Origin of the sequence: Clostridium beijerinckii (genome assembly GCA_003129525.1) — a bacterium.
In the GTDB taxonomy this organism is placed as follows: domain Bacteria; phylum Bacillota; class Clostridia; order Clostridiales; family Clostridiaceae; genus Clostridium; species Clostridium beijerinckii_D.
Genome location: CP029329.1, coordinates 2190411 through 2209556, shown reverse-complemented (window position 1 = coordinate 2209556; position 19146 = coordinate 2190411). Strand labels below are relative to the sequence as shown.

General features: G+C 29.2%; 16 protein-coding genes. All 16 read right to left on the bottom strand.

Annotated features, from left to right (window positions below; all coding sequences use genetic code 11):
• Positions 1–74 precede the first annotated feature (74 nt).
• The 16 genes from DIC82_09760 to DIC82_09685 all read right to left on the bottom strand — a co-directional run bounded on the left by DIC82_09760 (position 75) and on the right by DIC82_09685 (position 18810).
• A complete protein-coding gene (locus DIC82_09760) occupies positions 75–782 on the bottom strand; it encodes an RNA polymerase sporulation sigma factor SigE (protein AWK51292.1) in 708 nt (235 codons plus the stop codon).
• The gene (locus DIC82_09755; GenBank protein AWK51291.1) at positions 757–1602 is read right to left on the bottom strand and encodes a peptidase U4; all 846 of its coding nucleotides are present in this window, start codon (positions 1600–1602) and stop codon (positions 757–759) included. Before DIC82_09755 ends, DIC82_09760 begins: the two co-directional genes overlap by 26 nt.
• A 410-nt stretch (positions 1603–2012) precedes the next feature.
• Complete coding sequence (locus tag DIC82_09750; protein AWK51290.1) at positions 2013–3149, bottom strand: cell division protein FtsZ; 1137 nt, start codon at positions 3147–3149, stop codon at positions 2013–2015.
• Positions 3150–3163: 14 nt separating this feature from the next.
• Entirely contained in the window at positions 3164–4420 is a 1257-nt protein-coding gene (locus tag DIC82_09745; protein ID AWK51289.1) for a cell division protein FtsA, read from the bottom strand.
• Between the two features lie 353 nt (positions 4421–4773).
• The gene (sigK, locus tag DIC82_09740) at positions 4774–5472 is read right to left on the bottom strand and encodes an RNA polymerase sporulation sigma factor SigK (GenBank protein AWK51288.1); all 699 of its coding nucleotides are present in this window, start codon (positions 5470–5472) and stop codon (positions 4774–4776) included.
• Positions 5473–5693: 221 nt separating this feature from the next.
• A complete protein-coding gene (locus DIC82_09735; GenBank protein AWK51287.1) occupies positions 5694–7313 on the bottom strand; it encodes a penicillin-binding protein in 1620 nt (539 codons plus the stop codon).
• A gap of 60 nt (positions 7314–7373) precedes the next feature.
• Positions 7374–8594: a peptidase U32 gene (locus DIC82_09730; GenBank protein AWK51286.1), complete on the bottom strand. Its 1221-nt coding sequence runs from the start codon at positions 8592–8594 to the stop codon at positions 7374–7376.
• Between the two features lie 6 nt (positions 8595–8600).
• Positions 8601–9245, bottom strand: coding sequence for an O-methyltransferase (locus DIC82_09725; protein ID AWK51285.1), 645 nt, complete (start codon positions 9243–9245; stop codon positions 8601–8603).
• 12 nt (positions 9246–9257) lie between these two features.
• On the bottom strand, positions 9258–10283 hold the full coding sequence (gene mltG / locus DIC82_09720) for an endolytic transglycosylase MltG (protein AWK51284.1): 1026 nt from the start codon (positions 10281–10283) through the stop codon (positions 9258–9260).
• A gap of 181 nt (positions 10284–10464) precedes the next feature.
• Positions 10465–12291 (bottom strand): translational GTPase TypA, encoded by a 1827-nt coding sequence (gene typA / locus DIC82_09715; protein ID AWK51283.1) that lies wholly within the window; start codon positions 12289–12291, stop codon positions 10465–10467.
• Positions 12292–12665: 374 nt separating this feature from the next.
• Positions 12666–14333: a ribonuclease J gene (locus tag DIC82_09710; GenBank protein AWK51282.1), complete on the bottom strand. Its 1668-nt coding sequence runs from the start codon at positions 14331–14333 to the stop codon at positions 12666–12668.
• Positions 14334–14395: 62 nt separating this feature from the next.
• Positions 14396–14860, bottom strand: a complete 465-nt coding sequence (locus DIC82_09705) for a transcriptional repressor (GenBank protein ID AWK51281.1) — start codon at positions 14858–14860, stop codon at positions 14396–14398.
• Positions 14861–14905: 45 nt separating this feature from the next.
• Positions 14906–15184, bottom strand: coding sequence for a hypothetical protein (locus DIC82_09700; GenBank protein ID AWK51280.1), 279 nt, complete (start codon positions 15182–15184; stop codon positions 14906–14908).
• A gap of 122 nt (positions 15185–15306) precedes the next feature.
• Positions 15307–15720: a Holliday junction resolvase RuvX gene (locus tag DIC82_09695; protein AWK53062.1), complete on the bottom strand. Its 414-nt coding sequence runs from the start codon at positions 15718–15720 to the stop codon at positions 15307–15309.
• A gap of 56 nt (positions 15721–15776) precedes the next feature.
• Positions 15777–16034 (bottom strand): IreB family regulatory phosphoprotein, encoded by a 258-nt coding sequence (locus DIC82_09690; protein ID AWK51279.1) that lies wholly within the window; start codon positions 16032–16034, stop codon positions 15777–15779.
• Positions 16035–16170: 136 nt separating this feature from the next.
• Positions 16171–18810, bottom strand: a complete 2640-nt coding sequence (locus DIC82_09685) for an alanine--tRNA ligase (GenBank protein ID AWK51278.1) — start codon at positions 18808–18810, stop codon at positions 16171–16173.
• Positions 18811–19146: the final 336 nt, after the last annotated feature.

Sequence of the window (19146 nt, the reverse complement as noted above, 5' to 3'; positions counted from 1 at the left end):
ACCCCTTCGAAAGTAATAATCCATTGCATTAAACAGTATCTCCGATAGGTCATACTTTTATACTTGAAGACAAGCTAAATCATTCTACTTATTTCTTTTTTCAATCTTTTAATTATTTTCTTTTCTAATCTAGATATATACGATTGAGATATACCAAGCATATCAGCCACTTCTTTTTGTGTCTTTTCTCTTGTTCCATTTAATCCAAATCTAAGACGTACTATTTCTTTTTCTCTTTCATTTAAACTTTTTAATGCTACAACCAATAACTGTTTATCAACTTCATCTTCTATCAAATTGTATACTGTGTCATTTTCAGTACCTAATATATCCGATAGTAAAAGTTCATTTCCATCCCAATCAATATTTAATGGTTCATAAAATGAAATTTCAGCTTTTACTTTACTATTTCTTCTTAAATACATTAATATCTCATTTTCTATGCACCTTGATGCATAAGTTGCAAGCTTTATCTTTTTTTCTGGATTAAATGTATTTACAGCTTTAATAAGACCAATAGTTCCAACAGATATTAAATCTTCTACATATACACCTGTGTTTTCAAATTTTCTAGCTATATAAACAACTAATCTCAAGTTTCTTTCAATTAATGTACCTCTAGTTTTTTCATCCCCATTATCTAATTTGTTTACTAATTCTTCTTCTTCATCCTTAGATAATGGTGGTGGTAGAGAATCACTTCCTCCAACGTAATATAATTTTCTTCTAAACAATTTTAATTTACATATTAACTTATTAAATAACAGACTTAGTTTTTCCATATATATCTCCCCCCTTATATGCTATTCCTCTTGATAATAGAGCATTGAACTCATGTTCACTACTTAAATTTTCTTTACATGGACATATTATTGCATCAACATTTTCATATACACAATCCCTTTTTTTTATTTTTATATTATTAACTCTTATACCTTTAAGCTTGCCTCCATACCCAATTGAACTATAAAGTATATAATATATGTTCTTACCCTCAAAGTTTATATGGCTTATTAAATTTTCTTCAATTAAAATACATGGAAGATTAGTAACTGGCTCTCTTAGTTCATTTCCAGTATCTAAAAAACTTTTAAAATTATATTGTTTATCATCTACTTCAAATTCAATATTAAATGTAAAATTATTCGTAAATAATTTGTCTTTAATATACTCTATAAATCTACTGTAAATTATATATATAATCATTATCCCTAGCATAATATATTTAATTGAATACTTTTCTATTTTAAATGTGTTTCCTAGTAACCATAAATTTTGTTTTAATGAAAATAAGAGACATACTCCACTTAAAGTAAATGTTATCATTAAGAATACAACTAGTAATTTAATCATGTTGAAAATATTTGTCTTTCCATATACTAATCTAAGCATTATGTAGGCTACTGCTAATTCACACGGTAAGCTAGATAAAATATTCAACTTAGGAATTAGTAAAACCACAGTATAAATTCCGCCTATGAAACTAGATCCCGTTAGCACAATCATCTTACACTTATGCTTTATACACTTCATGGTTAAAGTTAATAAAAAGAAATTTACTATACAATTCTCTAAAATTACAACGTCAGCATAAATTTCCATATTTTAACTCCTCCAGTCTGTATGAATTTTATTATATACTTATTTATCTTAAAAATTTGTCACAATAACATTAAATTAATTTGTTTTTTTAATTTAACTTTTTACATATATTTACACCATATTTTTTAGTTTACTTTTTTATATTTAAAACTAACTTAATATGTAGAAATAAATTCTTTTATCTTATATAAATTTGATATAAAAAGTATAATGAAGTGTGACTTCTTAAATTTTCTTTTTTAATTTACTACATATATTCCCAAAAATAATTTACATCAATTAGATAACAGTTTCTTAATTTATTGAAGAATTAAAATTATAACTTATATATAAATAATTTCAAAAAAAAAAAAAAATAACAGTCAATATATAATCTATATTGACTGTTATTTTTACTTATATGTTATATTTTAATGTCTCTTTTGTCTTCTTAAAAAAACAGGAATATCCAAATCATCTGCTTCATAATTATTAGAGCTTGTTGTTTCTGGTTCTTTTTTATCTACAGCAACTTCTAGCACTGGCTTCACCGTTTCTTGTACTTGAGGTCTCTTTAGTTCTTCTACTAATGGACTTGATGATATTCTATTATTTTCGCTTTCAAATCCAGTTGCTATAACAGTAATTCTTATTTCTTCACTAAGACTTTCATCTATTACAGCTCCTACAATTATATTTGCATCTGGATCAACAGATTCACGCACAACATCTGCTGCATCATATACTTCTAGTGCTCCCATGTCTGCTCCACCAGTAAAGTTTATAATAACATCTGTAGCTCCCTCTATTGATGTCTCTAATAGTGGAGATGATATGGCTTGCTTAACAGCATCTTGCGCTCTAGTATCGCCTTTACCAAATCCAACTCCCATATGTGCTAAACCTTTATCAAGCATTACTGCTTTTATATCTGCAAAGTCAGCATTAATTACACCTGTTATTGTAATTAAATCTGAAATCGCTTGTACACCTTGTCTTAGCACTTCATCAGCTAATTTAAATGAATCTAATAGTGTTGTTTTCTTATCGGCCATGCTAAGTAATCTTTCATTTGGAATTATAACTAAAGTATCAACTTTTTCTTTTAGATTTGCAATTCCAATTTCAGCATGTCTCATTCTTCGTTTTCCTTCGAAAGGGAATGGCTTTGTAACTACACCTACAGTTAATATCTCCATAGATTTAGCTATTTCTGCAACTATAGGAGCAGCACCAGTTCCTGTTCCGCCACCCATTCCAGCTGTAATAAATACCATATTAGCTCCTTTTACCGAAGCTGTAATTTCTTCTCTACTTTCTTCTGCCGCTTTTCTTCCTATTTCAGGATTTGCACCAGCACCTAACCCTTTAGTTAATTTCTCTCCAATTTGAATTTTTTGGTTTGCATTAGAAAGCAATAATGCTTGCTTATCTGTATTTATTGCAATAAATTCAACATTTTTCAATCCCTCAACTATCATTCTATTAACAGCGTTGCTTCCACCGCCACCACAACCAATTACTTTTATGTTGGTTAATTCTTGCATATCTGCCTCAAAATCTAACAAAACAATTCCTCCCCTTAAAAAAGCTTATCAAAAAAAACTTTAATTTTCTTCAAAATATTATTTTCATCTTCATTATTGTATAAATTTTCTTCGTCTACTGTTTGCTTGTCTTCATTACCTTTATCATTTAAAACCATATTCTTATCTTCTAATAAATTTAACCTATCATATATTTCTTTAGCTATTGCCATTGAAGTTATATTTTCCGAATTCTTTATTCCTAAATCTTCTCTCTTTATGACCTTGGTTCTCCCTTTAAAGATATTGTGAACAGTTTCATTTATATCTTCAAAATAGGCAACACCATCCCCATATAGAATTATACTACAAATTCTATCATAATGACCAGTATTTTTTAATTTTATATTAATATGGCTTAATACCTCTTCAATCCTAGCATTTGTAACCTCATAGAATAATTTTTTGGATACTTTTATAGTTCCTACCTCTACTTTATCTGAAATAGAATTGTCATTATATAGATCCTTGTAATTACTAGAATAAATTTTTTTCATATTATCTGCTTCTAGAAAAGAAAATTCTCCACAAATAGCTAAATCATTAGTGATATTGTTTCCACCTATTGGTACACAATCGATGTTTTTAGGAATACCATTATCAAACAAAACTATATCAACAATACCTGCTCCAATATCAGCTAAAGCTATATAATCCATAGAATTTTTTTCATTTAAAAATATTTGTTTTCCGGACAATACATTAAGCTTTATAAATTCAATATTATATTTAGTCTCTTTAAAAACCTCATAATACTTTTCAATTTCTTTTGTTTTTGCTATTACCACTGTAAGATTTAGTTCAAGTTTTTTTCCTTTCCAATTTATTATATCTTTATGTATTACTTTACCATCCAATATATAAAAATTTATTAGCATATCTACTATAGACTCATCACTACTTACAGTAATGGTTTCTCTGGCCTTTTTTAGTGCTTTTTTTATATATTCACTTTTAACCTTTTCTTCCTTTAAATCCATTGAAATTGTTGTTTCTGTGATTCTAACTTTATTTGAAGAAATACCAATAGCTAATGATTTAATATCTCTTTTTGTCTTTTCTTCTAATTCCTTTAATAAGTTAATCACAGCATCCTTGCACTTACTAATATCCGTTAACAATCCTTTTTCTATACCTATCGATTTACAAGATTTAACACATAATATTTCTAATTCTTCTTTTCCTTTAACTGCTATAGTTGCAGATAACTTTCTGCTTCCAAAATCTATGGATGTAATTATCTCTTGTTGCATAAAATTAAGCCTTTCCTTTCTTTAAAGAAAAAAATCCACTTGCACTATAATTCAACACATCTATTAAAATTCCTCTTTTGTTTATATAATTAATAAAATTTATTTATTATCTCTTATCCAAGTTTCATATTCTTCTCTTAATATAATATGGTTATTTACTATTACTAATCTTATTAAATCCCTTTAACAATTTGGTTCTTCATTGTGAATTATTAAGTTATATATTATCTCTGCATTCTAGCCCCTAGAAATTCTGTAATTTACTCACAAAAATAAGAGTACTATATTAAAAATAGCACCCTTATTCCAAGTATGTCAATATTTCTTTATATTAATCTAATATATTTATTTTTCTAGTTCTTAGTAAATAGCTCTTTCTTTAATTTTTTCAACGCTTTCTTTTCTATTCTTGACACATACGAACGTGAAATTCCTAAATTTACTGCTATTTCTCTTTGTGTTTTGCACTTTCCATCTATTAATCCATATCTCATTATTAGAATAGAACTTTCTCTTTTAGTTAGCGACTCAACTAACTTTTTATATAAAGCTCTAATTTGTAAATTACTTTCAACTTTATCTAAAACGCAGTCTTTTTCACTACTTAATATGTCCATAAGGCAAAATTCGTTTCCTTCTTTATCAACTCCAATTGGATCTTGAAGATAAATTTCACTTTTTTGTTTTTTATTATTTCTAAACAACATTAAAATTTCATTTTCAATACACCTTGAAGCGTAAGTAGCAAGTCTAGTTCCTTTACTAGAATCAAAGGAATCAATAGCTTTTATTAATCCAACAGTACCAATGGAAATTAGTTCATCCACATCTTTATTGGGAAATGAATACTTTTTCACTATATGAGCCACTAATCTTAAGTTTCTTTCAATCAAAATGTTTTTTGCAGTTTTATCTCCATCTTTAAACTTCTTCAAATACAGTTGTTCTTCCGCCTCATCTAATGGTAGTGGAAAAGTGTTACTGTTTGTTACATATCCTGTTAAAAAAAACGAATTAAATATTAAGTCTATGATGCTATTTAATATAAACACCTTTTTCCTCCATAGCAGTGCTTAATATTATACTATGTTTGACTACAAAAAAAGTTGCGTGTACATTTTTATTTTTTATATTAGTTCTATTCTAATATTATATAGATACCTAATTTCTACTTTATACTTATACTTTACATAATTTAGTCAATCTTTAATGGTCAATGCTCAATTTTCAATGTTCAATATTTGATAGTCAATTGTCATTGAGCATTGATATTTTACTCTCTCATATTCAAAGTTTTAACTATATCTTTAAATATCGGTGCTGCTGTATCTCCTCCGCCTAGTTCTTCATTATTAAAGCCTTTCATTGCCTCTATCTCTGGTGTAAATACTACCATGGTATAATTCTTCTCTCCTATACTGAAATATCCAGCAAACCATCCATGTGTCTGCCCCTCATTGCCTGTTGAAGAACCAGTTTTACCACCTATATCTAAATCTCCTATATAAGCCTTTATTCCTGTACCTTTTATAACAACCTGCCTCATAGAGTTCTTAATCAGTTTAGCCGTTGTTTCACTATATACTCTTTTTTTATCAGTTTTGAAGTCTTCTACTACATTATCGTCTTTATCTAAAATGCTCTCAACGATATATGGCTTTTCATAAACCCCATTATTTACTATGGTATTTATAGCACCTAACATTTGAACTGGAGTTACATTCATACATTGTCCTATGGATATATTGTTTATTCCTGATTCCTTACTTGGTTTTATTCCTTTTGCCTCATTTCTATTTCCACTTTCTAAATTTAATACTCTATCATATAATCCTTGTGCTTCTGAGTATTCCATTAATTTTTCATATCCCACCTTGGAACCTATTTGTGCAAATATATCATTACAAGATTTTTCAAACGCTTGTTCAACTGATAATTGGCCATGAGGCTCTTTGCATATCTTGCCACTACACATAAATGTATTATTTATATTTATTAATCCCATATCTAAAGCTGCACCAAGTGTTATTACTTTATAAATCGAACCTGGCTCATACCCTATTTGTTGAATCCCTAGATTTATATTAGCTGCACTTTCATCTTTTTGTACCATAACTCTTATTTTCCCAGTATCTGCTTCCATTATGCTTATACCCACATTTTTCAAGTATGAGTATTCCTGTTTATCTAAAACTGCTCTGACCTTATCTTCTATCTCTCTATCTATTGTTAATTTTAAGTTTTTATTGCTTTCACTTATGCTTACTGATTGTTTCGCATAAACTGCCCTATCGTCTAAATAAAATTCACTCTTAGGCTTTTCATTCGCTTTTACATAATTATAAATTTCACCCTCAAGAGATCCTTCTTGATGCTCTTCATCTAATATCTTTGATAACATATTACTTATGCTCCATGCTTTTTTAGTATCTATTTCATCTGTAATATACGTATATATTCCTTTTATATTTTTAAGACTATTTATTTTATTATATGTATCCTCTGAAATGTTATAATATATTTTCCCACTTTTTTGCATTATTTCTGTATAATTAAACTCAGGATTTTCAGACTTCATTATGAAATTTAAAGCCATTAAGTCTTCCAGTGTTTCTTCATAATTATTTAAACTGAATGGTTTTGTATCTATTACAAGTACATGTTTTTTATCATACTTCATTAAATCTTTTCCATTAGTATCTAAAATCATATAATTTGTATCGCTAATATTTTCTTCCTGATGATTTTGATAAGAACTCTGAACCTTTTCAGATGGGTATATTTGTAGAATAGATAAACGTATTGTTAAAATAGTAATTGCAGTTATAAATACAGCTGAAATTTCTATTAGTCTTCTGTTTCCATTAAATTTTTCAGTAAAAATATAAAACACCTCCCTTTAGCTTAAATTCTAGCCTTAAGGAAGGTGTTTTATTCAATAAATAAATTATATTTATTCCTTATTTTTAATTAATAAATCTTTTGGCATCAGAGGCATATCCACTTTCACTTTATACGTCATTTGTGCTCTGGCTGCTTTTTCAATTGGAGTGCCATTTTCTTCAGTCATATCATGAAGTACAATTTCAAAGTTGTCGCCTTCTGGTCTTAAAACTTCTACTGTATCACCATTTAAAACTTTATTTTTATGCTCAATAGTGGCTATTTGTGTTTCTTCATCATATTCTCTTACAATTCCAACTATATCAGCATTTCTTATATATCCAGAATCTTCATATACTTGCTCATTATTTGGTCCATAATAAAAACCAGTATGAAATTGTCTATGACTTACATTATTTAAATTTTCCATCCATTTTGGATCAAACTTATAATTCTCAGGATCCTTCATATATGCATCTACAGCTTGTTTATATGATTTAACCACAGCTGCTACATAATATAAACTTTTCATTCTTCCTTCTATCTTAAGTGAGTATACTCCTGCATTAATAACATCGTCAATATGTTCAATCATACATAAATCTTTAGAATTCATTATATATGTTCCATTTTCATCTTCAACTATAGGATAATATTCTCCTGGTCTTTTTTCTTCAACCAAACTGTAATTATATCTGCATGGTTGCGCACAAGCACCTCTATTGGCATCTCTTCCTACCATATAATTAGAAAGTAGACATCTTCCTGAATAACTTATACACATTGAACCATGAACAAAAGCTTCAATTTCACAATCTTCTGGCAAGTTATCTCTCATTTGCTTAATTTCAGTTAAACTTAGCTCTCTTGCCATAACTATTCTTCTAACACCTTGATCATACCAGAACTTAGCTGCTCTCCAATTAACATTATTAGCTTGCGTACTCAAATGAATTTCTAATTCTGGTACAACTTCTCTGGCAGCAGATATTATTGCTGGATCTGATGCTATAATAGCATCTATTCCTGTTTCATATAATTCTTTTAAATAATCCTCAACTCCACCTAAATCTTCATTATGAGGAAATACATTCATTGTAACATAAACTTTTCTGTTTCTTTCATGTGCATATTCTACGCCTTCTTTTAATTTTTCATTTGTAAAATTATCAGCAAAGGCTCTTAAATTAAGTTTGCTTCCTCCAAGGTATACTGCATCAGCCCCAAAATCTATTGCTATTTTAAGTTTGTCTAAATTTCCTGCTGGTGCTAAAATTTCTGGTCTTATCATTTTAATTTACCTCCTCTTAGTGACTGCAATTCCATCTCCCATAGGTATGACAGATGTTATTAAGTCTTTATCCTGAGTAACTAATTCCAAATAAGTCCTCATTCTTTTTACTATTGTTATTTTTCTTCTTTTAACTAATTCTTGTGATGCAACCATACCTCTAAATAAAACATTATCGGCTACTATTATACCATCTTCCTTAAGTAATCTTAAGCAGTGAGGCAAAAAGTGATTGTAATGACCTTTTCCTGCATCCATAAATATTAAATCAAAAGGCTCATTTAATTTTTCTAAAATTTCTAAGCAATCGCCTTCTTCAATTTTTATTTTATGGCTTAAATTAAATTTTTCCAAATTCAAAGTAGCAAGTTCTATCATTTTTTCATCACGTTCAATTGTTATAATTTCCGGTTCATTCCCAGAAGCTTGATACATTAATATTGATGAAAAACCTATTGCTGTTCCAAGTTCTAATATTCTTTTAGGCTTTTTCATACTAGTCATAAATTCAAGAAACACTCCTGTTTCCTTTTGAACAATAGGTACACCATTCTCTCTTGCAAAATCTTCTATTTCTTTTAAAGTACCATCTCTATCAGGAATTAAACCTCTAATATATTCTTCCATATAGTCATATGTAATCTCACTCATGAATTCCCTCCACTAATATCCTAGTTCTTTTTTCTTATTTAAAAAATCATCATAATTACTAGTAAAATAATGCGAACCATCTTTTTTCAAAATATAATATAAATAATCTGTCTTTTCCGGAAGTATTGCAGCTTTAATACAATCAATACCAGGATTCGCTATAGGGCCTACTGGTAACCCTGTATACTTATAAACATTATATGGTGAATCTACTTCCAAATGCTTATTTAGTACTACATCTACATGATATCCTAAACCATAAATTACTGCAGCATCTATTTGAAGTTTCATCCCGTCTTCTAATCTATTGTAAACAACGGATGAAATTAATGGTCTATCACTTTGAACCCTAGCTTCTCTTTCTATCATAGAAGCTATAGTAATTATCTTTTCCACATCTTTATCTTTTATATCAACTTTAGTTTCATCTTTTACTTGCTTTAATATCTCTTCGAATCTATTTAATATGGTTTTAATTATTAAGTTTGCATCTGAACCTTTTTCTATTAAATATGTATCTGGATATAAAAACCCTTCTAAATTATATCTTTTTTTATCATTAGCTTTAACATATTCCGGTAATTCATAATTCTTAACTGACTTTAAAAATTCTTCCTTAGAGCAAAGTCCTTTTTCTTCTACTATATTTGCAATATCTTCTATTGAATATCCCTCTGGAATTGTTAATTTGACTAAACCTTTATCATCAGTTGCATTTTCAAGAGAATTTATCAAGTTTTCTAATGTGGTGTTAGTATCTATTTCGTATATTCCCTCTCTTAAGTTAACATTGGTTTTGTCTATTGCCAATTTTACTTTAAGCAAAATTTTATTAGATAATTTATTTTCTTTATCTAACTTATTTAATATATCATAAAAACCTTCACCTGGTTTTACCTCAATAATAATTGTATCCTCATTAGATTTCAATGGTTTTTCTATGAATCTTTTATAAGAAATTACAAACGTAAATCCTATAGCAAATAAAAAAAATATTATTAATATTATTAATTTTCTAAAGGGTTTGTATTTATTCATAAACTTTCTCCTAGATATAATTAAAAGTAAATAGTCTAACAAAGACCATTTACTTTTATTATATTTATTTTATTTATGTCACATGAAAGAAATTTAACGGCCTAGTATGATTGAAAATATACAATCATACTAGTCTGTTATTTTTTAAATGCGCCTTATGCTTAAAGTATTTTTAGCAAAATTATTTTTTGCTTCTGCTACTTGTTCTTCTTCTTTCAGCACTATCTAATATTCTTTTTCTCATTCTTATAGTTTTTGGTGTAACTTCAACTAATTCATCATTATTTATGAACTCTAAACATTGTTCAAGAGACATTTCAAGTGGTGGAGTTAATTTTAATGCATCATCCGCACCTGATGATCTTGTATTAGTAAGTTTCTTCATTTTACATACGTTAATTTCAAGATCGTCTGCTCTTGCAGAAACACCAACAACCATACCACCATAAACTGGAACACCAGCTCCTATGAATAATTGACCTCTTTCTTGAGCACTAAATAATCCATATGCTATTGAATCTCCAGTTTCAAATGAAATTATTGATCCTCTGCTTCTTCCTGGAATTTCACCTTTGTATTTTTCATATGAATGGAATACGTGATTCATAATTCCATTACCCTTTGTATCAGTCATTAATTCACTTCTAAATCCAATAAGACCTCTAGCTGGAACTGTGAATTCTAATCTTGTATATCCATTTACTGCTGATGTCATATTAACCATTTCGGCTTTTCTAGGTCCTAATTTTTCCATAACTGGTCCCATGAATTCTTCTGGAACATCAATTGTTAAGTACTCCATTGGTTCTTCCTTATGGCCATTTTCTTCTCTAAATATAACATTTGCCTTTGAAACTTGGAATTCATATCCTTCTCTTCTCATTGTTTCAATAAGAACTGAAAGATGAAGTTCTCCTCTTCCTGCAACTTCAAAACAATCTGGAGTAAGTTCTTTTACTCTTAAACTTACATTTGTTTCAAGTTCCTTCATTAATCTATCTCTTAAATGTCTTGATGTTACAAAATCACCTTCTTGACCTGCAAATGGTGAATCATTAACCATGAAGTTCATGTTTAATGTTGGTTCATCTATTTCTAAGAATGGAAGTGCTTCTGGCATTGCAGAATCTGCTATAGTATCACCTATATTAGCATCAAGAACACCACTTACTGCAACTATATCTCCCATTGAAGCTTCTTCTGCTTCTTCTCTCTTTAATCCCTTATACGTAAATATACTAGTTATTTTGAAATTACCAGTTGATCCATCACTCTTTATTAAAGTAACTGTTTGATTTCTCTTAACTGTACCTCTATGTATTTTACCAATTGCAATTTTCCCAACAAATGCATTTGTATCTAATGTACTAACAAGCATTTGAAGTGGTTCATCTATATATCCTTCTGGTGGCGCAACATATTTTAATATTGTGTCAAATATAGGAGTCATATCATTATTTTCGTCATCTACATTATATTTTGCAAAACCTTCTCTAGCTGATGCATAAATAATTTGGAAATCTAATTGTTTATCATTAGCTCCAAGTTCTACAAATAGGTCAAATACTTCATCAATAACGTCTGTTGGTCTAGCATTTGGCTTATCTATTTTATTAATTATAACTATTGGCTTTAAGCCTAGTTCTAATGATTTCTTTAAAACGAATTTAGTTTGTGGCATTGGTCCTTCATAAGAATCAACAACAAGTAGAACTGAATCAACCATCTTAAGTACACGTTCAACTTCTCCACCAAAATCAGCATGTCCTGGTGTATCTACTATGTTTATTTTTATATCATTATAAATTACTGCAGTATTTTTTGAAAGAATTGTAATTCCTCTTTCTTTTTCTAAGTCATTAGAATCCATTACTCTTTCTTCTACTTTTTCGTTAACTCTAAATGTATGACTTTGTCTAAGCAAAGCATCTACTAAAGTTGTCTTACCATGGTCAACGTGGGCTATGATAGCAATATTTCGTATGTCTTCTCTTTTAGTTAATTCCATTTTTATTCCTCCATACAGCATTTAGCTGCGAAATTTTTATTAGTTTGTCTATAGTTATGTATATACATGCGTTGAAATTTAAGTATATATTGCAAATAATTTCTTATTTGATATTTTAAAAATTGTATTTTTTATAAATAAACTTAACTAAAACCACTTATATATATTCTATGTAAACCTATAACTGTTTTTTTCCAAAAGAAAATTGGACACTTTACGTATCCAATTTCCTACACAACTGTCTTAAATTTTACTCTCTCTAACAAAAAAAGTCAACCCTATTCGAAATTAATTATCAAATTTACTAATATACTAATTAAAAAATAATAATTAGTTGTTATATTAGTACAATCCGACTATTGATTTCAGATATTCTAAAATTCCATAATTATTGGTAATATCATAGGTTTTCTCTTGGTCTTTTCATAAAGGAATTCTCTAAGTTCATCCCTCATTTTAGACTTTAATGTTGCCCAGTCAGTGATTTGTCTTTCTTCACAATTTCTGAGTACTGACTTTACAATTTCTCTAGCTTCATCCATAAGTCCTTCTGATTCTCTTACATATACGAATCCCCTTGAAATTATATCTGGTCCAGATACAATTTTACCTGTTTGTTTTTCCATTGTAACGACAATTGTTAAGATACCATCTTGCGAAAGATGTTTTCTATCTCTTAAAACTATATTTCCAACATCTCCAACTCCAAGTCCATCAACAAAGACTTGCCCTGAAAGAACAGCACCATTCTTTTTAATATAATTCCTTGCAACTTCAATTACATCGCCATTTTCAGGTATCAATAAATTTTTCTCTGATAATCCAAGTTCCACTGCTAGTTCTCCATGTTTTTTTAAATGTCTATATTCTCCATGGACTGGAATGAAGAATCTTGGCTTAACTAATGAGTGCATTAATTTCAATTCTTCTTGACAAGCGTGACCTGACACATGAATCTTTTCTTGAGAATCATATATTACCTCAGCGCCCTTTTTAAATAATTGATTTACAACCTTTGAAACCAATTTTTCATTTCCTGGTATTGGTGTTGCTGAAATAATAACCGTATCACCAGGCACCACATTAATCTTTCTATGTTCTGAAGCTGCCATTCTTGACAGTGCAGACATCGGCTCTCCTTGGCTACCAGTTGTTATTATCACAACTTTATCATTAGGATATTTTGAAATTTCATCTACAGGGATAAGTACATCTGTTCCAATTGTAAGATATCCGAGTTCTATTGCTACTTGAACAATATTCTCCATACTTCTTCCCGATACAGCTACTTTTTTTTCATAAGCTTCAGCTGCTGTAATGATTTGTTGAATTCTATGAACATTAGATGCAAATGTGGCAACTATTATTCTACCTTTTGCTTTATTAAATAATCGCAAGAAGGTTTCCCCCACAACTCTTTCTGTCATAGTATACCCTGGCCTTTCAACATTTGTTGAATCCGCCATCATTACCAAAACACCTTTTCTACCTAATTCAGCTAATCTCCCAAAATCCATCATTTCTCCATCAATTGGTGTGTAGTCAATCTTAAAATCTCCCGTATGAAGTACTACGCCAAGTGGTGTATGAATCGCAATTGCAACTGAATCTGCAATTGAATGATTCGTCTTTATGAATTCTACTGAAACGCTGTCTAATTTAATTATATCCTTTGGCTTAACTCTTACTAATTCTGTTGAAGCTAATAGACCGTGTTCTTTTAGTTTTGTCTCAACAATACCAAGAGTAAGCTTAGTGCCATAAACCGGAACATTTAATTGTTTTAATATATATGGTAATGCTCCTATATGGTCTTCATGTCCATGAGTTAAAAATATTCCTTTAATCTTTTCAGAATTTTTAATTAGATATGAAATATCTGGTATTACAATATCTATTCCAAACATATCGTCATCTGGGAATTTTAATCCACAATCTATTACTATAATATCTTCCTTATATTCAATAGCTGTTATGTTTTTCCCAATTTCGTTTATGCCACCAAGAGGAATTATTTTTATCTTCGCTCTTTCATTCTTCATATTTCCCCTCCTTTTCTTATATTATTTATAAACAAAGGTTCTTTCTTTATTTAAAAGTCCTTTTATTCATCACCAAGTTTTTTTTGACAGTCGTCACATATTCCATAAAACTTCACACTATGATCTAAAATCTTAAATTTATATTGTTTCTCAATATCTGCTTCAAGCTCTTCTAATAAATCATCTTGTACTTCTGAAACTTTATGACAAATATTACAAATAAGATGATGGTGTCTATGTGTTTCATCTGAATGTACAATTTCATATCTACTACATCCATCATTTAAATCTAATCTAGATATAACGCCTAGTTCTTCTAACAAAAGAATAGTTCTATATACTGTCGCTAAACCAATTTCCGGACAACTCACTTTAACTTTATCATATATTTCCTCTGCTGTTAAATGCTTGCCTTCATTATCTATAATTGTATCAACAATAGATCTTCTTTGGGGCGTTAATTTATAACCCTTCTTTTTTAAATCTTCTTTCAAGGCATTCATATCAATTAAATTTGATACCTCCATACATAACACCTCACTTTATATTTTAATAATCACTGCTCTAATATACTACTCTTCAACTAAACCGTCTTCATTCATAAGGGTATCATAAGTTTCTAATACCATTTCAAATTCTTCATCTTCGTCTTCTAGTGCTATAAACACTTCACTACCATCTTCATCTTTGAAAATTTTAAAAGCATATGCTTCATCACTTTCTTCAAATGCTGGTGACGCAATTATATATTGGCCTTTTAATTTTTCTATTTCAAAGTATATAATAACCTCAAATTTAACGTCATTTCCGTCTTGATCAGGTATATATACATATTTCGCATCTTTATCCATAAATGTATCCTTTCTACTTTTTATTTTTTTAAAAATTATTAATAAAAGTATATTTAATTTTTAATTTTTCTATAAATATACTTATTTAAATTTCAATTTTAAGCTCCAAACAATTACACATTTTATCTTGAAATCATATCTAAATATCCTTGAAGTATGTACGTTGATGCTACTTTATCTACTATTTTTTTTCTTTTACTTCTTGATAAATCAGCTTCAATCATTGCTTTATGTGCTGCAACAGTAGTTAAACGTTCATCCCAAAATCTTATTTCAACTTTAAGTTCTTCTTCGATAAGCTTACCAAAAGCCATTGTGATTTCTCCAGATGGTCCTATTGTTCCATTCATATTCTTTGGAAGTCCAATTACTATAACTTTTACATCATATTCATCACAAAACTTCTTTATTTCTTGTATATCTTGTTCTTTTTTAGTTCTTCTTATTGTAGTCAACCCTTGAGCTGTGAACCCTAATGGATCACTTACTGCAACTCCTATAGTCTTTGAACCTACATCTAATCCTAGTATCCGAATCATCAAATTTCCGCACCTCTTAAAAAATAAGAGTGCCCGTTATAAACGGGCACTCTCTACTTTATCTCTAAATAAGACTTTATAACCTCTTCTAGTATGTCATCTCTTTCGAGTTTTCGTACTAAAGCTCTTGCTCCGTTGTAATTAGTGATGTAAGTAGGGTCTCCTGAAATCAAATATCCAACTAACTGATTTATAGGATTATATCCTTTTTGTTGTAATGAATTATAAACCTCTGTTAATATTGTTTTTGTAAGGGCTTCTTTATTCTTACTTAAATCAAATTGCATTGTATGTTCAATATTATTACTCATAGTATCGTTGCCTAAAGCAACACACCCCCCTAATCAGTATATAAGGAAACTATATCCATAGTATTATTAGCTTAATCTTAAAAATTTATTCACTAATCAATACTTAGATTATAACCTATATTTTTTAAAAAGTATACTACTTTGCTAAAATTTCCACTATTTTATAAGACTCATTTATTGCTTCTTGTATTTTTTCTGGTAATTTTCCACCAGCTTGAGCCATGTCTGGTCTTCCACCACCACCGCCGCCAAGGATAGTTGATACCTCTTTAATTAGCTTTCCACAATGAGCACCTTTAGCTATTGCATCTTTAGTTGCCATAGCACATATAATAACTTTTCCAGCATTTTCGCTCATAAGTAATACTATGCTATTTTCAACCTTATCTCTTACTTTTTCACAAACATCCCTTAAAGCATCAGAATCAACATCTTTTAATTCATATGCTATTACATTAATATCTTTAACGCTTTTTGCACATGCTACTATATCATCTAATCCCATTGATGCAAATTTAGATTTTAAAGCTACTATTTCTTTATCTTTTTCTTTCAATTCTTTAATTTGTTGTTCCAGTTTATTTAAAAGTTCCTTTTCTGAACATTTAAATTTACTTGAGATTTCTTTTAACAAATCTTTCTTTTCATTTACTAATTTATAAGCTTCTTTTCCAATTACAGCTTCTATTCTTCTAGTTCCTGCTGCAATACCACTTTCAGATATTATTTTAAATAATCCTATCTTTCCAGTATTATCTATATGAGTTCCACCACATAATTCTTTAGAATATTCTCCAGCTTTTACAACTCTAACTTTGTCAGAATATTTATCATCAAATATACCTATAGCACCACTATTTTTTGCATCTTGAAGATCCATAACATCTGTAACAACTGGTGTTACGCTAGTTATTGCTTCATTAACTAAATCTTCAACCTTTGTTATTTCTTCTTCTGTTAAGCCTTCAAAATGAGAGAAGTCAAATCTAAGTCTATCATCACTTACATATGATCCAGCTTGATGAACATGTGATCCAAGAACTTCAACTAATGCTCTATCTAAAAGATGAGTTGCAGTATGATTTTTCTTAATACTTTCACGTCTAGTTTTATCCACTTCTAAAGTAACCTTATCCCCCACCTTAAGTTCTCCAGATAAAACTTCTACAAAGTGAATTATCTTTCCACCAATATTCTTTTTAGTGTCAACAACATTACCCTTAAAGCTATCATTGAATATAGTACCTGTATCTCCTATTTGTCCTCCCATTTCTGCATATAAAGGAGTAACATCTGTAACCACAATAGCTTTATTTCCTTCAGTTATAGTATCTGTAAAATCGTCTCCTTCAATTAATACCTTAACTTCTGCATTTAAAGTATCATTGTCATAACCGTCAAAAGCAGTTTCAATATCTGAAGCTATTGCATCTGAAATCTTAACATCTGCACCCATATAGTTAGATGTCTTTCTTGCACTTCTAGCTCTATCTCTTTGAATCTTCATTTCTTCATGGAAAGCATCTTCATTTAAAGACAGACCTTCATCTTCTAATATTTCTTTTGTTAATTCCATAGGAAAACCGAAAGTATCATATAATTTAAATCCATCTGCACCTTTAAGAACTTTTTCATTATTTTCTTTTAATTCAGCTACGAATCCATTTAATATTTCAATTCCTGAATCCAAAGTCTCTCTGAATTTATCTTCTTCTATCTTAATTACTTTCTTAATATAATCTTTTTTCGCTTCTATTTCTGGGTATGCATCCTTTGAATCTCTAATAACAATATCACATAAATTGCAAAGGAATGCATCTTTAATTCCTAAAGTCTTTCCATGTCTTGCAGCTCTTCTAAGAAGTCTTCGAAGTACATATCCTCTTCCTTCATTAGATGGCATTACATCATCAGAAATCATAAAAGTTATAGATCTAATATGGTCAGTTATTAATCTTAAAGAAATATCTGTTTTATGATCATCTCCGTATTTAACATTTGCAAGATTTGCAACTTCATTTAATATATTTTCTAATGTATCAATTTCAAATATACTATTTTTTTCTTGCATTATAGTTGCAAGTCTTTCAAGCCCCATTCCTGTATCAATGTTAGTACTTGCAAGTTTTTCGTAATTACCTTTTCCATCTCCATCAAATTGAGTAAACACAAGATTCCAGAATTCTATAATCTTATCTTCATCTGCTGCGTTTAAAAATTCTTCTGCTGTTGTAACAATTTCGTCAGTTTTATTAAAATGAATTTCTGTACAAGGACCACAAGGACCTGCACCATGTTCCCAAAAATTCTCTTCTTTATCTAATCTAAAAATATGAGTTTTATCTACATCTGTAAGAGTAGTCCAATATTCATATGCTTCATCATCTTCTAAATATATTGTTACATATAATTTATCTTTTGGAAGTTCTAAAACGTCTGTTATAAATTCCCACGCCCATGGGATTATTTCCTTTTTAAAATAATCTCCAAAAGAAAAATTTCCAAGCATTTCAAAGAATGTACCATGTCTGCTTGTAATTCCTACATTCTCAATATCACCAGTTCTTATGCACTTTTGACAAGTTGTAATTCTTTTTTTAGGTGGTTGTTGTAACCCTGTAAAATAAGGCTTTAATGGAGCCATACCAGCATTTATTAATAATAAACTCTTATCATTCTTTGGAACTAAAGAAAAACTCTCTAGTCTCAAATGTTCTTTTCCTTCAAAAAACTTTAAATATGCTTCTCTTAAGTCATTTGTTTTTGTAAATTTCATAAATTATTCCTCCACTTTTTTCAGTTAACAATTAACAATTAACAGTTAACAATGACAGTACAATTTCCTTTGGAAATTAAATTATTATATAGAAGTGTTTTTAATTTCTTATTTAATTAATTCAAATCCATCTAATTGATTTGTTCCGTCATCATTAATAGCCACTTGCCCATTGTTAATCAGTATATTTGTATAATTTCCCAAATAAAAAGCCCTCATCCCTAAAAAACAAAGGGACGAAAGCTGAGATTCCGTGGTACCACCCTAATTATGTATATAAATCATATACATCACTTAGTAATTATAGCTCCTAGGTAGCTTCAAAATATATAGATA

Excerpts from the sequence above, each read along its gene's own strand:
- DIC82_09725 (AWK51285.1), bottom strand. The coding sequence starts at position 9,245 with ATGAGTGAGATTACATATGACTATATGGAAGAATATATTAGAGGTTTA.
- DIC82_09710 (AWK51282.1), bottom strand. The coding sequence starts at position 14,333 with ATGAAGAATGAAAGAGCGAAGATAAAAATAATTCCTCTTGGTGGCATA.
- mltG (AWK51284.1), bottom strand. The coding sequence starts at position 10,283 with ATGAATAAATACAAACCCTTTAGAAAATTAATAATATTAATAATATTT.
- typA (AWK51283.1), bottom strand. The coding sequence starts at position 12,291 with ATGGAATTAACTAAAAGAGAAGACATACGAAATATTGCTATCATAGCC.
- DIC82_09760 (AWK51292.1), bottom strand. The coding sequence starts at position 782 with ATGGAAAAACTAAGTCTGTTATTTAATAAGTTAATATGTAAATTAAAA.
- DIC82_09755 (AWK51291.1), bottom strand. The coding sequence starts at position 1,602 with ATGGAAATTTATGCTGACGTTGTAATTTTAGAGAATTGTATAGTAAAT.
- DIC82_09700 (AWK51280.1), bottom strand. The coding sequence starts at position 15,184 with ATGGATAAAGATGCGAAATATGTATATATACCTGATCAAGACGGAAAT.
- DIC82_09730 (AWK51286.1), bottom strand. The coding sequence starts at position 8,594 with ATGATAAGACCAGAAATTTTAGCACCAGCAGGAAATTTAGACAAACTT.
- DIC82_09745 (AWK51289.1), bottom strand. The coding sequence starts at position 4,420 with ATGCAACAAGAGATAATTACATCCATAGATTTTGGAAGCAGAAAGTTA.
- DIC82_09690 (AWK51279.1), bottom strand. The coding sequence starts at position 16,034 with ATGAGTAATAATATTGAACATACAATGCAATTTGATTTAAGTAAGAAT.
- DIC82_09705 (AWK51281.1), bottom strand. The coding sequence starts at position 14,860 with ATGGAGGTATCAAATTTAATTGATATGAATGCCTTGAAAGAAGATTTA.
- DIC82_09685 (AWK51278.1), bottom strand. The coding sequence starts at position 18,810 with ATGAAATTTACAAAAACAAATGACTTAAGAGAAGCATATTTAAAGTTT.